Source organism: Novosphingobium sp. (assembly GCF_041905565.1).
In the GTDB taxonomy this organism is placed as follows: domain Bacteria; phylum Pseudomonadota; class Alphaproteobacteria; order Sphingomonadales; family Sphingomonadaceae; genus Novosphingobium.
In genome coordinates this window covers 1-13,189 of sequence record NZ_JAYRKX010000018.1, presented here as the reverse complement: position 1 = coordinate 13,189, position 13,189 = coordinate 1, and the positions used below count along the sequence as shown (strand labels likewise).

Annotated in this window: 16 protein-coding genes and 1 riboswitch; of the genes, 6 read left to right on the top strand and 10 right to left on the bottom strand. The window is 68.0% G+C overall.

Features of this window, described 5'->3' with window-relative positions:
• Positions 1-69: 69 nt before the first annotated feature.
• Positions 70-324: a DUF5654 family protein gene (locus tag ACE3N9_RS13685; RefSeq protein WP_374284490.1), complete on the bottom strand. Its 255-nt coding sequence runs from the start codon at positions 322-324 to the stop codon at positions 70-72.
• Positions 325-428: 104 nt separating this feature from the next.
• Between ACE3N9_RS13685 and ACE3N9_RS13680 the strand changes: the two genes are divergently transcribed.
• Positions 429-1,199, top strand: coding sequence for a sulfite exporter TauE/SafE family protein (locus ACE3N9_RS13680; RefSeq protein WP_374284488.1), 771 nt, complete (start codon positions 429-431; stop codon positions 1,197-1,199).
• 18 nt (positions 1,200-1,217) lie between these two features.
• Here ACE3N9_RS13680 and ACE3N9_RS13675 read toward each other — a convergent pair whose 3' ends face one another.
• Positions 1,218-1,814 carry a GNAT family N-acetyltransferase gene (locus ACE3N9_RS13675; RefSeq protein ID WP_374284486.1) on the bottom strand — a complete coding sequence of 199 codons (597 nt, stop codon included), beginning with the start codon at positions 1,812-1,814 and terminating at the stop codon, positions 1,218-1,220.
• A 226-nt stretch (positions 1,815-2,040) separates the two neighbouring features.
• On the opposite strand from ACE3N9_RS13675, the gene ACE3N9_RS13670 reads away from it, so the two are divergent.
• The 3 genes from ACE3N9_RS13670 (at position 2,041) to ACE3N9_RS13660 (ending at position 4,474) form a co-directional block, all read left to right on the top strand.
• Positions 2,041-3,114, top strand: coding sequence for a diguanylate cyclase domain-containing protein (locus tag ACE3N9_RS13670; RefSeq protein ID WP_374284484.1), 1,074 nt, complete (start codon positions 2,041-2,043; stop codon positions 3,112-3,114).
• A gap of 74 nt (positions 3,115-3,188) precedes the next feature.
• Positions 3,189-3,497 (top strand): alkylphosphonate utilization protein, encoded by a 309-nt coding sequence (locus ACE3N9_RS13665; RefSeq protein ID WP_374284483.1) that lies wholly within the window; start codon positions 3,189-3,191, stop codon positions 3,495-3,497.
• 56 nt (positions 3,498-3,553) lie between these two features.
• Positions 3,554-4,474, top strand: a complete 921-nt coding sequence (locus tag ACE3N9_RS13660) for a 1-phosphofructokinase family hexose kinase (RefSeq protein WP_374284482.1) — start codon at positions 3,554-3,556, stop codon at positions 4,472-4,474.
• Here the strand turns inward: ACE3N9_RS13660 and ACE3N9_RS13655 are convergent.
• The 7 genes from ACE3N9_RS13655 to ACE3N9_RS13625 all read right to left on the bottom strand — a co-directional run bounded on the left by ACE3N9_RS13655 (position 4,465) and on the right by ACE3N9_RS13625 (position 9,582).
• A complete protein-coding gene (locus tag ACE3N9_RS13655) occupies positions 4,465-4,899 on the bottom strand; it encodes a hypothetical protein (protein ID WP_374284480.1) in 435 nt (144 codons plus the stop codon). The genes ACE3N9_RS13660 and ACE3N9_RS13655 overlap by 10 nt on opposite strands.
• Positions 4,899-5,372 (bottom strand): RidA family protein, encoded by a 474-nt coding sequence (locus tag ACE3N9_RS13650; RefSeq protein WP_374284478.1) that lies wholly within the window; start codon positions 5,370-5,372, stop codon positions 4,899-4,901. The genes ACE3N9_RS13655 and ACE3N9_RS13650 overlap by 1 nt, the downstream gene beginning before the upstream one ends.
• Positions 5,369-5,776, bottom strand: a complete 408-nt coding sequence (locus tag ACE3N9_RS13645) for a GFA family protein (protein WP_374284476.1) — start codon at positions 5,774-5,776, stop codon at positions 5,369-5,371. Before ACE3N9_RS13645 ends, ACE3N9_RS13650 begins: the two co-directional genes overlap by 4 nt.
• Positions 5,777-5,873: 97 nt before the next feature.
• Entirely contained in the window at positions 5,874-6,239 is a 366-nt protein-coding gene (locus ACE3N9_RS13640) for a hypothetical protein (protein ID WP_374284474.1), read from the bottom strand.
• Between the two features lie 105 nt (positions 6,240-6,344).
• A complete protein-coding gene (locus ACE3N9_RS13635) occupies positions 6,345-6,779 on the bottom strand; it encodes a hypothetical protein (protein ID WP_374284472.1) in 435 nt (144 codons plus the stop codon).
• An 11-nt stretch (positions 6,780-6,790) separates the two neighbouring features.
• Complete coding sequence (gene thiC / locus ACE3N9_RS13630; protein WP_374284470.1) at positions 6,791-8,650, bottom strand: phosphomethylpyrimidine synthase ThiC; 1,860 nt, start codon at positions 8,648-8,650, stop codon at positions 6,791-6,793.
• A 29-nt stretch (positions 8,651-8,679) separates the two neighbouring features.
• Positions 8,680-8,787, bottom strand: a riboswitch (TPP riboswitch).
• Positions 8,788-8,820: 33 nt separating this feature from the next.
• Positions 8,821-9,582: a sulfite exporter TauE/SafE family protein gene (locus tag ACE3N9_RS13625; protein WP_374284468.1), complete on the bottom strand. Its 762-nt coding sequence runs from the start codon at positions 9,580-9,582 to the stop codon at positions 8,821-8,823.
• Between the two features lie 65 nt (positions 9,583-9,647).
• Here ACE3N9_RS13625 and ACE3N9_RS13620 point away from each other — a divergent pair, with 65 nt between their 5' ends.
• Complete coding sequence (locus tag ACE3N9_RS13620; protein WP_374284466.1) at positions 9,648-10,514, top strand: MBL fold metallo-hydrolase; 867 nt, start codon at positions 9,648-9,650, stop codon at positions 10,512-10,514.
• A 2-nt stretch (positions 10,515-10,516) separates the two neighbouring features.
• Here the strand turns inward: ACE3N9_RS13620 and ACE3N9_RS13615 are convergent, their stop codons facing one another.
• The gene (locus ACE3N9_RS13615; protein ID WP_374284464.1) at positions 10,517-12,604 is read right to left on the bottom strand and encodes a TonB-dependent receptor; all 2,088 of its coding nucleotides are present in this window, start codon (positions 12,602-12,604) and stop codon (positions 10,517-10,519) included.
• 134 nt (positions 12,605-12,738) lie between these two features.
• On the opposite strand from ACE3N9_RS13615, the gene ACE3N9_RS13610 reads away from it, so the two are divergent.
• Entirely contained in the window at positions 12,739-13,083 is a 345-nt protein-coding gene (locus ACE3N9_RS13610) for an arsenate reductase family protein (RefSeq protein WP_374284462.1), read from the top strand.
• The last annotated feature ends 106 nt before the right edge of the window (positions 13,084-13,189 follow it).

The following is a 13,189-nucleotide window of genomic DNA, read 5'->3' as shown; positions in this document are numbered from 1 at the left end:
GAAGCGATCCCTGGCTGATGTGAAACGCCAGCCTAGCCGCTTCCCCCCATGCGAAACAAGCGGATAGGGTCAGCCTTCGGCTTCACGCTCGAACGCGGCCTGTCCGCCCAGCTTGGCAGCCAGGCGGCCGAGCAGCGCCAGCACAACCACCGCGATCACCGTGGCCAGGATCGCATAGCTGTAGAGGCCGGCCAGATCCTCGCCCAGGCCCAGCTTGGCCAGGGTGGCCTTGATCGCTTCGTTCCAGGCCAGCGCCGCCACCAGGCCCAGCGAGGCGGAAGCAAGCGAAATCATGGTCTGAACCATGGCGCGCGGATCGGTCATCGGTAAGTGCTCCCCTTGATTGCACAGCGGTTTACGCAGCCGAAACTAGCCGCCGCGCAGCTGCGGACAAGCCTGCCCGGGCCACTTGCGCACAGCTTGCGGCCATGCTGACTGGGCGGATGGAATTGCTGTCCGATCCCGAGACCCTGATCCTGGCGGTGCTTGCCGTGGTGATCCTGGGCATGGCCAAGGGCGGCTTTTCCGGGTTCGGCGCCCTGGCTACGCCGCTGCTTGCCCTGGCCCTGCCGCCCAGTCAGGCCGCCGCCCTGCTGATGCCGGTGCTGCTGGTCCAGGACGTGGTCAGTGTCTGGTCGTTCCGCCACAGCTGGGATCGCTGGATCGTGGCCTGGATGGCGCCCGGGGCGCTGGCCGGGGTCGTACTGGCATCAGCTCTGGCCGCACTGGTGCCCGAGGAACGCTTGCTGCTGGTGCTGGGGCTGATCACGCTGGGCTTCGGACTGTACCGCCTGTGGATCGAGCGCGGCGGACGGATCGTCGCCGCCTCCACCTCGCCGGGCTGGGTCGGCGCGCTGTTCGGGGTGGCCACCGGCTTTACCAGCCAGGTCGCCCACGCGGGCGGTCCGCCGTTCCAGATGTGGGTCACCCCGCGCCGGTTGGAACACCAGACCTATGTCGGCACCAGTTCGGTCCTGTTCGCGATGGTCAACTGGATGAAGGTGCCCAGTTACCTGGCGCTGGGCACGATGACCCGCGAAACCCTGCACGCCGGGGCGCTGCTGCTGCCGCTGGCGATCGTCGCCACCCTGATCGCGGTCCGCCTGATCCGGCGGATGAACGCGCACAGCTTCTACACGATCATCTATGCGCTGATGGTGCTGCTCGGCCTCAAGCTGACCTGGGAGGGCATCGCCTAGGCCAGGAAAGGACAGCGTTCAATCGGTGGTGGCCATGGTCCAGAAATGGGGGCTGCCACGCCCACCGACATCCCATTCCCGCACGATGCCGTACCCCAGCCGCTGGTACAGGCCCACGTTGCTGGCCGTCGCCGTCTCGAGGCAGGATGGCACGCCCAGTTCGCCCGCCCGCGCCAGCCCGGCGCGGATTGCCGTGCCGCCCAGCCCCTTGCCCTGCCGATCCGGCCGCACACCGGCATAGCGCAGGTACAGCAGGCGCTCGCCCCCGGGGACATGCGCATCAATCGCATCGCCAACCTTGGCCGCACGCAGCAGGTTCGCCCCGAAGATCTGCACCAGATGCAACAGATGCCGCGGGTAGAGCGGGCTGCGAAAGTGCACCTGGCCCGGCGGGCGCCACATCGTGACCACGCCGCAATCGGCAGTGCCCAGGATCAGGCCGCGTTCCAGGTGATCGTCGAACAGCCAGTCGAACATCAAGGGCAGGCGCCGCACGCGCGCGGCGCGGTAGGGGATGATCCAGGTCAGGGCCGGATCATCGGCAAAGGCCGCCGCGAGGGTGGCAACCGCAGCCGCGCGGTGTGCCTCGCCCAGTTCGATGATCTCCTGCGCCATGACAACGTGGTGCCAGTGATGGTCGCCCCAGGCAAGTGCGGCGGGGAAGCAGTCCCGCGGCCCGGCGCGATGCATCGCCATGCCGTTAACGTGATCTTAGGTACGTTCCGTCAACTTTCGGCGCACGTTGGTGGGATAGCGGCACGCGATGGGCAAGCGCCGGACATGGTTGCGACGCAAGGTGGCGGGCTGGTGCTCACCTTTTACCGCGCCCGTACCGCCGGGCGTGCGGGGGCCGCTGGTCGCCCTCCAGCATGAACGACTGCTCGCGTCGCTGCCGCTCCTGTGCCTGCTGATTGCCGCCAACGCGGTCGCCATGGCCATCGCCGTGGTGGGAGACTTGCCGGTCTGGCAGCAGCTGGCCCCGCCGACGATCATCATCACCTCATGCCTCATCATCCTGGCCCGATTTCGGATGCGCCCGCAGGCGCACGACAGCGCCGCCGCGCTGCGGCATCTGCGCTGTGCGCCGCTGGTCACCGTCCCGCTCGGGCTGGTCGCCGGGCTGTGGTGCGTCAACGCCTTCAGCGAGACCGAGAAGTACTACTGCATGACAGCGCCGGTGTTCATCGGCATTGCCGCGCTGGTCAGTTCCACCTGCCTGCTGGCCGTGCCGCGCGCGGCCATCGGCGGCATGATGGCCACGACCTTGCCGATCGTCGTGAAGATGTCGCTCTATCACAACCTCGGCGTACGGGCGATGGCAGCAATGATCGTGCTGATCACGGTGATGCAGGCCAAAGTGGTTCTGGACAAGTTCGAGGAAACGGTGACCATGCTCACGCTCCAGCTGAGGCTCAACCGCCTTGCAGCCTCTGATCCCCTGACGGGGCTGGACAACCGGCTGGCGTTCGATGTGGCCCTGCGCAAGGAGCTGGACCGCGGCGCAGAGGTTCTCGTCGCCGTGTCCGACCTCGACGGCTTCAAGGCTGCGAATGACGACTATGGCCATCATGCCGGCGATGCGATCCTGGCCGAAGTGGCACGCCGCCTGCGCGCCCAGGCGCCCGGCGCGCTGTCGATCGCGCGGCTGGGCGGGGACGAGTTTGCCCTGCTGCTGCCCGCCGGCGGCAACCTGCCCCGGGCCGAGGAGCAGCTCGCGCAGGCCCGCGCGGCGGTTGCCCGGCCCTATCAGTGCGAGGGCCATGCCTTGCAGATCGGCATGTCGCTCGGCCTGGCGCTGAGCGTGGCGGACGGGACCGACCCCCAGCAACTGCTGCGCCGGGCCGACGAACGGCTCTATGCCGACAAGGCGGCGCGCAAGGGCACTGCTGCACCGCGCACCATGCAATTTGGCTGAGCGAGGGCGCAATTCCCTCTCGCCAAGCGCCCTGCCGGCTGCCATGGCGATCCCCTCTCCTGGAAGGACCCGCCATGTCTGCCGACGATGAAGACTATGTGTACGACGAGGACAGCGGCGAATGGCTGCCCGCTTCCGAGCTGGCCGCCAAGCGTGCCGCCGAAGGCGCGATCGAAGTGCGCGATGCGGTGGGCAACCCGCTGGCCGATGGCGATTCGGTGACCCTGATCAAGGACCTTGAGGTCAAGGGCGCGGGTCAGACGCTCAAGCGCGGCACGGTCATCCCCTCGATCCGCCTGACCGGCGATGCCCAGGAGATCGACTGCAGGTACCCCGGCATCAAGGGCCTGGTGCTGCGCGCGGAGTTCGTTCGCAAGCGTTGATCCGGCCGCGCGCAAGCGGCCTTGCCCGGCTGGCTGGCGGGGGATACCCTCGCGCCATGCCCGCCGTCCTGACCCTGACGCTCAACCCCACGATCGACAGCGCCTGCGAGGCGGAGCGGGTGTTTCCCACCCACAAGGTCCGCACCCACGGCCAGCGCTATGATCCGGGCGGCGGCGGCATCAACGTCGCGCGGGTGCTGGCGCGCTTCGGCGTGCCGATCGAGGCCGCTTACCTCGGCGGCGGAGTGACCGGAGCGCTGCTCGACGAATTGCTCGACCAGTCCAGCCTGGCCCGCCACCGCGTGCCGATCCACGACCACACCCGGATGAGCCTGGCCGTGTTCGAACGCGCCACCGGGCAGGAATACCGCTTTGTCCCCGAAGGCCCGCTGGTCAGCGAGGGCGAGTGGCACGGCGCGATCGACCATTGCCTGGCCGCCGCGCCCGACTGGCTGGTGGCCAGCGGCTCCCTTCCCCGCGGCGCGCCTGAGGGGACCTATGCCGAGCTGGCTGCCCGCCTGCCCGCCGCCACTCGCCTGGTGCTCGACACGTCCGGCCCGGCCCTGACCGCCGCGATCGAGGCGGGCGGGCTGTTCCTCGTCAAGCCCAGCCAGGGTGAATTCGAGGCGCTGTGCGGCCGCAGCTTCGCCACTCCGGACGAAGTGGGCGAGGCGGCCACGGCGCTCGCCGCGCGCGGGGCCGCGCGGTACATCGCGGTGACCATGGGCCACCGGGGCGCAGTGCTGGCCGATGCCACCGGCCATGCCTATCGCCCCAGCGCCCCGGTCGAGGTTCGCAGCGCAACCGGGGCGGGCGACAGCTTTGTTGCCGGCATGGTCCATGGCTTCGTTCTGGGCGACGACGCGCCCCGTGCCTTTGCCCGGGGCATGGCCGCCGGCAGCGCTGCCGTGCTCAGCCCCGGGACCGACCTGTGCCACCCGGAAGATGTCGAACGACTGCTGGCCGCCTATCCCTGAGCTTGCCCGCGCGGCGCAAGCAGCCCGCGCAGGACCAGGGCAAAGGCAGCAACCATCGCCACGCTCAGGCTGACCAGCAGCGCGGTGACCAGCTGTTCCTGCCATGCCGCCGCCTGCACGCTGGCCTGCGCGCCGACCAGCGGCATGGTGGTGCGCCCCGCACCCCAGACCGCGCCCAGCAACACCGCGAGCCAGTTGGCCAGCGTGCCATAGGCCAGCAGCCACCAGCACCACCGCTCCGCCCCAGCAGGCAGGCGCACATGGCCCCAGGCCGCCCCCAGCGCGATCAGCAGCGTGCCGTTCATCAGCCCTTCGAGATGGGCCGACAGCCCCATGCGCGGATTGGCCAGGCTGCCCGAGACGAACCCCGTCAGCAGCCCCAGCATCACCAGCACCGCGCCCAATGTCACCAGCCTGCGCGCCATCACCGTCGTCCCCGCTTGTGCCGCCCCCCGGCCCAGGCCATGCATTCCAGCTCCACCCGCGCCCCCAGCGCCAGCCCGTTGACCCCCATGGCCGAGCGGGCGGGATAGCGGCCGGGCTTGAAATATTCGGCATAGATCGCGTTGAAGCGCGGCCATTCGCGCATGTCGGCCAGCATCACGGTGCACTTGAACAGGTCGCCATAGCCCAGCCCGCGCGCCTTCAGCGCCGCGCCCATCCGTTCCATGATCCGGCGCGTTTCCGGCTCAAGCCCGCCGGGCACCACGCCCGATCCGTCCGCCGCCTCGCCGATCTGGCCCGACAGGTAGAGCACCGGCCCGGCCTGAACGCTTTCCGAGAACGGGCGGTCATCGCCGCGCGGATGGAACACCGGCCCCGGCTGCGCCGTCCCGGCCAGCGCCGGTCCTGCCGCCAGCGCCAGCGCAAGTGCTACGCCCAGCCGCCGCACGCTCATCCCGGGTTCGTCTCGAAGCCGGGCAGATCGCCCAGCTCGACCCAGTGCTGCTTGCTGCGGGTCCAGACCTGGACCTGCGGCTTGAAGGATGTGGTATCGTCCAGCGTCCCCGCCTTGACGAAGACCAGCCCCGGGGCCGATCCCACCCGTGAGAACAGCGGCGAGCCGCAGTCCGGGCAGAACTGGCGCAGCACCGTGCCGCCGCTGTCGCCGTGGTCCTCGTAAGTCTTGACTGTCCCGGTCACTTCCAGCGCCGTCTCCGGCACGCCGGTGATCATCGACCAAGCGCTGCCGGCCTGTTTCTGGCAATTGCGGCAATGGCAGACTGCCTGCATCAGCAGCTGGCCCTCGATCTTGTAGCGGACCTTGCCGCACAGGCACCCGCCGGTCATCCCCTCGCTCATCGCGTGCTCCCTTGTCGTGTGGCGGGCAGACTGCGCTCCGCTCGGCTTCGGGTCAAGCAGCGGCAAAGGCGCCCCCGCACGTCCCGCAGGAGCAGGTTCAGCCCGCGCGCCGCCGCGACAGCAGGAACGCCAGGAAGGCCAGGGTGAACAGCAGGTCCCCGGCCAGCACCGCTCCGGTTCCCGCCACGGTCCGGCCCGCCAGCACGCCGGGCACCATCACCCACAGCACCCCCAGCTTGCCCAGCACCCCGGCCCACAAGGCCGGCGCAAGTCGCGCCGGCTGGCGCGCGACGAGCGCGTAAAGCAGCCCGAACCCCGCCACCAGCACCGCCACCACCCGGTCGGTCGGCCCGGTGCCGGGGGTCAGCAGCACGGGCGGCGCCACCACCCAATTGTACAAGGCCGCACCGCCCAGCATCCACCGCCAGGGGGAAGCGACCGGGGCTTCAGAACCATCAGACATCGGCAAACTCCTCTCGCCCCGGACTTTAGCGATGAGTGCGGGCTTGTCAGCAGGATTGAAAGGGTAGGCAGAGACGCTCGGACCAGATCGCGACCTGATCCGCCGCTACTCTTCTACCCGCACGAACGGCATGGCCTGGTGGCGATAGCGGGCGATGAATTCCTCGGCTTCGGCAAGGGTTTCAGGCCAGCGTCCGACTGTGCTGGTAATCCCCAGCACGCCCTTGGGCCGCCGGGCGGGATGGCCCAGCACGGACAGCGGCAGCGCTTCGTGGAAGCGGAAATAGGGCAGGCCGGCGCGGGTCAGCGCGGCAACCACGGCCCAGGCCTTGGCGTCCTGCTTGCGCGGTGCGCGAAAGTCGCTGCTCATCAGGTACATGTCGCAGCCACAGGCGGGGCAGCGCCGCACCTCGATCGGACGCGGCACGTTGCGCTTGCCCACGTCGGTCACCGCCCGCTTGAATACGCTGCGGCAATCAAGGCAGGCGAACTTGGTCAGTTGCTGCCCCGTGCCCGGCTGGCCGCGCTGGTGGTCGAGCACGGCCCGCCCGCTCAGTCGTGCTGGCGGTCACCCGCCCCGATATACAGTTCCCGTCCGCCTTCGTTGTAGACGCGGCTCATTTCCTGCATCCCCTTCTCCGCCTCGTCGGCGGCGACGAAGGTTTCGACCGGCTGGTTCTGCCTGGCGGCGAAATCGCGCACTTCCTGCGTGATCTTCATCGAGCAGAACTTGGGCCCGCACATCGAGCAGAAGTGCGCGCTCTTGGCGCCTTCGGCGGGGAGCGTCTGGTCGTGGTACTGCTCGGCCGTGTCGGGATCGAGGCTCAGGTTGAACTGGTCGCGCCAGCGGAATTCGAAGCGGGCGCGGGACAAGGCGTCGTCGCGCACCTTGGCCGCAGGGTGTCCCTTGGCGAGGTCCGCCGCATGGGCGGCCAGCTTGTAGGTGACCACGCCAACCTTCACGTCATCGCGGTCCGGCAGGCCCAGGTGTTCCTTGGGCGTGACGTAGCAGAGCATCGCCGTGCCGTACCACCCGATCATCGCCGCGCCGATGCCGCTGGTGATGTGATCGTAGCCGGGGGCAATGTCGGTGACGAGCGGCCCGAGGGTATAGAACGGGGCCTCACCGCAGGCCTCAAGCTGCTTGTCCATGTTCTCCTTGATCTTGTGCATCGGCACGTGGCCGGGGCCTTCGATCATCACCTGGACGTCCTGTTCCCAGGCGCGTTTGGTCAGTTCGCCCAGGGTATAGAGTTCGGCAAACTGGGCTTCGTCGTTCGCATCGGCAATGCTGCCGGGGCGCAGGCCATCGCCAAGGCTGTAGGCGATGTCATAGGCCTTCATGATCTCGGTGATTTCGTCAAACCGTTCATAGAGGAACGATTCCTTGTGGTGCGCCAGGCACCACTTGGCCATGATCGAGCCGCCGCGGCTGACGATGCCGGTAACGCGCTTGGCGGTCATCGGGATGTAGGGCAAGCGCACGCCGGCGTGGATGGTGAAATAATCCACTCCCTGTTCGGCCTGTTCGATCAGGGTATCGCGGAACACTTCCCAGGTCAGGTCCTCGGCAATGCCGCCGACCTTTTCTAGCGCCTGGTAGATCGGCACCGTGCCAATCGGCACCGGGCTGTTGCGCAGGATCCATTCGCGGGTGTCGTGGATGTTGCGCCCGGTCGACAGGTCCATCACCGTGTCGGCGCCCCAGCGGATCGACCAGACCATCTTTTCGACTTCACTGGCCACGTCCGAGGCGACGGCGGAGTTGCCGATGTTGGCGTTGATCTTGACCAGGAAGTTGCGGCCGATTGCCATCGGCTCGCTTTCCGGGTGGTTGATGTTGCTGGGAATGATCGCCCGGCCGCGGGCCACTTCCTCACGGACGAATTCAGGCGTGACGTAATCGGGAATGGCGGCGCCGAAATCCTGCCCGTCACGGATGTGCGCGCGCAACATCTCGCGGCCCAGGTTTTCGCGCGTGGCGACATATTCCATTTCGGGCGTGATGATGCCGCGCCGGGCATAGTGCATCTGGCTGACGTTCGCGCCCGGCTTGGCGCGCAGCACCTGGCGGCGGACGTTGGGGAACGGCGGGACGCCGCCCGAACGGTCCGGCCCAAGCTGGCCGTTGTCCTCGGGGCGCACTTCGCGCTGGGTCACTTCCTCGACGTCGCCACGGCCGCGAATCCAGTCGCGGCGCAGCTCGGGCAGGCCCTTGGCAATGTCAATCTGCGCGGCGGGATCGGTGTAGGGGCCGGAGGTGTCATAGACGCGCACCGGCGGTTCGCCGCTCGACGGTTCAAGGCTGATCTCGCGCATCGCGACTTTCAACGGGCCGACGTGGATCTTGCTCGATCCGCGGATCGGGCCGGTGGTGACGCCAATTTCGAGCTTGCTGTTGATATCGGCCATGCGCAGTTCCTTCGGGGACGAAAGCAAAGAGCGCCACGGCGACCCTTCCCTCCGCCCGTGCTAACGGGTTCAGGTTCAACGGGTCGGGCCGCGTGACCGGCCCCTCTCAGCCAGCACAGGCTCCCCGGGGATGACACCAAGATAGGGCCCGGCGCGCGCCGGGGCAAGGCTCACTTCACCAGGATGTAGATCGCCACCGCAATGACGAGCATGGCGAACAGCGCGCGGGCCAGGGCGGCGCGGCTCTCCAGCCGCCGGGCCAGCGGCAGGGCAAGCGCGGTGCCAACCGCCCCGCCCGCTACCAGCGCGCCAAACAAGGGCCACAGCAGTTGCCCCGCCAGGGCATAGCTCGCACTGGTCGCCCCGCCGAACAAGGTGACCGAGACGAGCGAGCTGGCCCCGGCATTGGCCAGGGTCATGCCGGTTGAGGCCATCAGCCCCGGCGCGATCAGGAAGCCGCCGCCGATCCCGAAAAAACCGGCAGCAAGGCCCACGAGCAGACCCAGCGGCGCCAGCTTCGCCATCATCGGCGGGGTGAAGTGGACATCGGGATCGCCCGCGCTGCGTTTGGGCAGCAGCATCGACAGGGCGATGGCGATCATCATCACGGCGAACCAGCGCAGCAGCGCCGCGCCATCGACCTGCTTGGCCAGCTGCGCCCCGGCCAGGGCGCCGATGAGGCCGGCGGCGGCGAAAATGCTGGCACAGGGCCATTTGACCCGCCCGGCGCGGGCCTGGGCAGCCAGCCCGGTCGCGGCATTGACTGCCACCGCCGCCGCTGAAGTGCCGATTGCCGCGTGGGTATCGGTCACGCCGACGACATAGATCAGCCAGGGCGTGGCCAGTACCGATCCGCCCCCGCCGAACAGCGTCAGCAGCAGTCCGATCAGCGCGCCGCCCAGCGCGGCCAGCAACAGGGGTTCGATAGCCATGAATGCAAACATAGCCCTTGCATATAAATTAGCAATACATAATATAGTCCGCAAAGGAGCCTGCCATGACCGCTCGCCCAGAAGTGACCGCGTTCTTCGATCCCGCCACTTTCACCGTGACTTACGTGGTGCACGATCCCGCCACACGCCGCGCGGCAGTGATCGATCCGGTGCTGGACTTCGCCCCCCGCAACGCCCGCACCGCCACCCGCTCGGCCGATGCAGTGCTGGACCATGTCGCCCGGCAGGGGCTGACGGTGGACTGGCTGCTTGAAACCCATGCCCATGCCGATCACCTGTCGGCCGGGCACTACCTCAAGGGCAAGACCGGTGCCCCGGTGGTGATCGGCGCGGCCATCACCCAGGTGCAGGCGCGCTTTGCCCCGCTGTTCGGCGCGGACGACATCGTGCCCGATGGCAGCCAGTTCGACCGGCTGGTCGGCGAAGGCGACGTGCTGCCACTGGGCGAGCTGGACATCCGCGTGATGCACACCCCGGGCCACACCCCGGGCTGCGTGTCCTATGTGATCGGCGATGCGGTGTTCGTCGGCGATACACTGTTCATGCCCGACTATGGCACGGCCCGCTGCGACTTTCCGGGCGGCAGCGCCCCGGCGCTCTTCGCCTCGATCCGCCGCATCCTGGCCCTGCCGGAAGGGACGCGGATGTTCGTCGGCCACGATTACCTGCCGGAAGGGCGCAGCGAATACCGCTGGGAAACCAGTGTGGCCGAACAGCGCGCCCACAATATCCACATCCACGAAGGGGTGAGCGAGGCGGACTTCGTCGCCATGCGCCAGGCCCGCGACGCCGGGCTGGACGCCCCGCTGCTGATCTTGCCGTCCTTGCAGGTCAACATCCGCGCCGGGGCCATGCCCCCGCCGGACGCCAACGGGCAGGTCTATCTGCGCCTACCCGTCAACGCGATCTAGGGTCAGAACTTCATCCGCACCGAAAGCTTGGCGTTGAGCGGCTTGCCGGTGGAGATGTTGTTGTCGGTGTGAGCGGCCGGGAAATAGTCGGCGTCGGTCAGGTTCTCGACGTTGAGCTGGACGGTGAAGCGCGGCGTCACGTCATAGAACAGGGCCGCATCGAGCCGGGTGAAGGCCGGCAGGCGCACCGCGTTGCTGATCGTGGCGAACTGGCTCGACTGGTGCAGCATGCCCAGCCCCAGGCCCAGCTTGCGCGACAAGTTGTAGCGCGCCCAAGCCGAGAGCTGGTGGCGCGGCAGCTGTGCCAGGCGGCGCCCGGCCGGAGCCGCGGCGGTGGCCGACAGCACTTCGCCATCCTGCAGCGCATAGCCCAGCGAAACCTGCAGGTGCGGCGCCAGCTGGCCGACCAGCGAGGCTTCGATCCCCTTGGCGCGGGTCTTGCCGGTCAGCACCACATTGCCGGTCACGGGATCGCTGGCGCGAGTGTTGAACCGTTCGAGCCGGTAGGCGGCGAGCGTGAAGGCGAGCGCATCGCTGGCATCCCACTTCACCCCGGCTTCGACATTGCGGAATTCTTCGGGCGCGAGCGTGGCGGTGCTGGCGTCAAGCACCGCGAACTGGTCGCCCGACTGCGGCAGGAAGCTTTTCGCATAGCTGGCATAGACCGACACGTTCTCGCGCGGCTTGAGGATCAGCCCCAGGCGCGGGGACCACTTGCCATCGCTGCGGGTCGCGCCAAAGCCGGAGATGCGGTTGACCGAACGGATGCGGAAGTGGTCATAGCGCAGCCCGCCGACCAGCTTCACATGATCGCCTAGGTCGATCTGGTCCTGGACATAACCCGACAGCGCGCGGACCGTCGAATCGCTATTGCTGACCAGCGGGCCGAAAGTGGCGGCGGGCACGGCAATGGTTTCGCCCAGCGTCACCGTGGTGGTTCCGGCGGTGCCAAACAGCGCGTTGGCGCGGGTCGCGGCGGTATCCTGATCGGCTGCTTCCCAGCCCACCAGCAGGGTGTGGCGCAGCGGGCCGGTTTCGCCCTTCCACACCAGGTTGCCCTGGGCGATCCAGTTTTCGCGCTTGGTCCCGCTGTTATAGCCGGTCAGCACCACGGTGTTCGCGGCGGTGGCGGCGGCATTGGCGTAGATGTTGCCATAATACTTGTCGTAACTGGCATATTGCCCGGTCAGGTTGGCCGAGACACTGTCGCTGAACTGGTGGTCGAGCCGAACGTGGGCAAGGTGCGCGGTCACTTCGCTGCGGTTGATGTCCGCCCGGCCGAAGAAGGTCTGGTCATAGCCGGACAGCGGCGCACCGCCGCGCGATGGCACGCCGCGATCGGTCACCCGGCGATCCTCGGCATATTCATAGGTCGCGGTCAGCGTGGTCGCTTCACCCAGGTGGAAGCCCAGCGTGGGGGTGATCCCGACGAAGTGTCCGCCATAGACCTGGCGGTGATTGCCCATTTCCTCGTACGTAGCGTTGAGCCGCGCGCCGATCGTTTCGGCCAGCGGCGCGCCGATATCGGCAGCCAGGTTCCACGCGCCGAAGCTGTCCACCCCGGCGGCAAGGCCAATCCGGCTGCGGTCGTATTCCGGTGCCTTCGACACGCGGTTGATCACCCCGCCGCCGCCGCCCCGGCCGAAGATCAGCGCATTGGCGCCCTTCAGCACTTCGACCCGTTCGGCGTTGTAAAGCGGTCGGTAGTACTGCGCATCGTCGCGCAGGCCATCGACAAAGAAGTCCGCCGTGCTGGATTGCCCGCGTAGCGTCACCTGATCGCGGTGCCCTTCCCCCTGGCCCAGCACCACCCCAGGAACATAGCGCAGCGCGTCATTCAGCGAGAGGATGCCCTGATCGTCGAGCTGTTCGCGGCTGAGCACGGTGACCGCCTGCGGCACGTCAATCAGCGGGGTGTCGGTCTTGGTTGCGGTCGGGGTCTTGTCGAGGTCATAGCCATCGGGGCGGCCATAGACGATGATCGCCGGGGCATCGTCCGCCGCCGCGTCCGCAGCGAGCGCGGGAGCGGCCTGGGCCGCCAGCGCCATGGCAGAACTGCAGAGGAGGACGAGGGTGCTGGTTCGGGTCATCGCGATTCCTTGTTGAGAACGATTCTCATTTACGAGAATGCCGCTAATGCGAATTGTTCTCATTGACAAGGATCAAATTTGCCCGGTGTCACTTTTCGTTCTAGGCAGCCGACGAAAACGGCAAAGGAGCGACCATGAAAGCGACCATCTGGCACAACCCGGCCTGCGGCACTTCGCGCAAGACGCTGGCGATCCTCCAGGAAACGCCCGGCGTGGAACTGACCGTGGTCGAATACCTGGTGAACCCGCCCAGCGCGGACAAGCTGGCGCAGCTCTACCGCGATGCGGGCCTTACCCCGCAGCAGGGCCTGCGCCTGCGCGGCACCGACGCCGAGGAACGCGGCCTGCCCCAGGCTGACGACGCCACCGTGCTGGCCGCCATGGCCGCCGAAGGCAAGCTGATCGAGCGCCCGCTGGTCGAAACCGACAAGGGCGTGCGCCTGTGCCGCCCCCAGGAAAAGGTGCTGGATATCCTGTAAGCGCGGCAGGAGTCCTTGTCGGGTGCGCTGATCGCCTCCGCGATCAGCTTGGCCTGGCCGGCCCGCTCCCCCGGCCCGACCACCCACAGGGTACCTTGAACGGGTG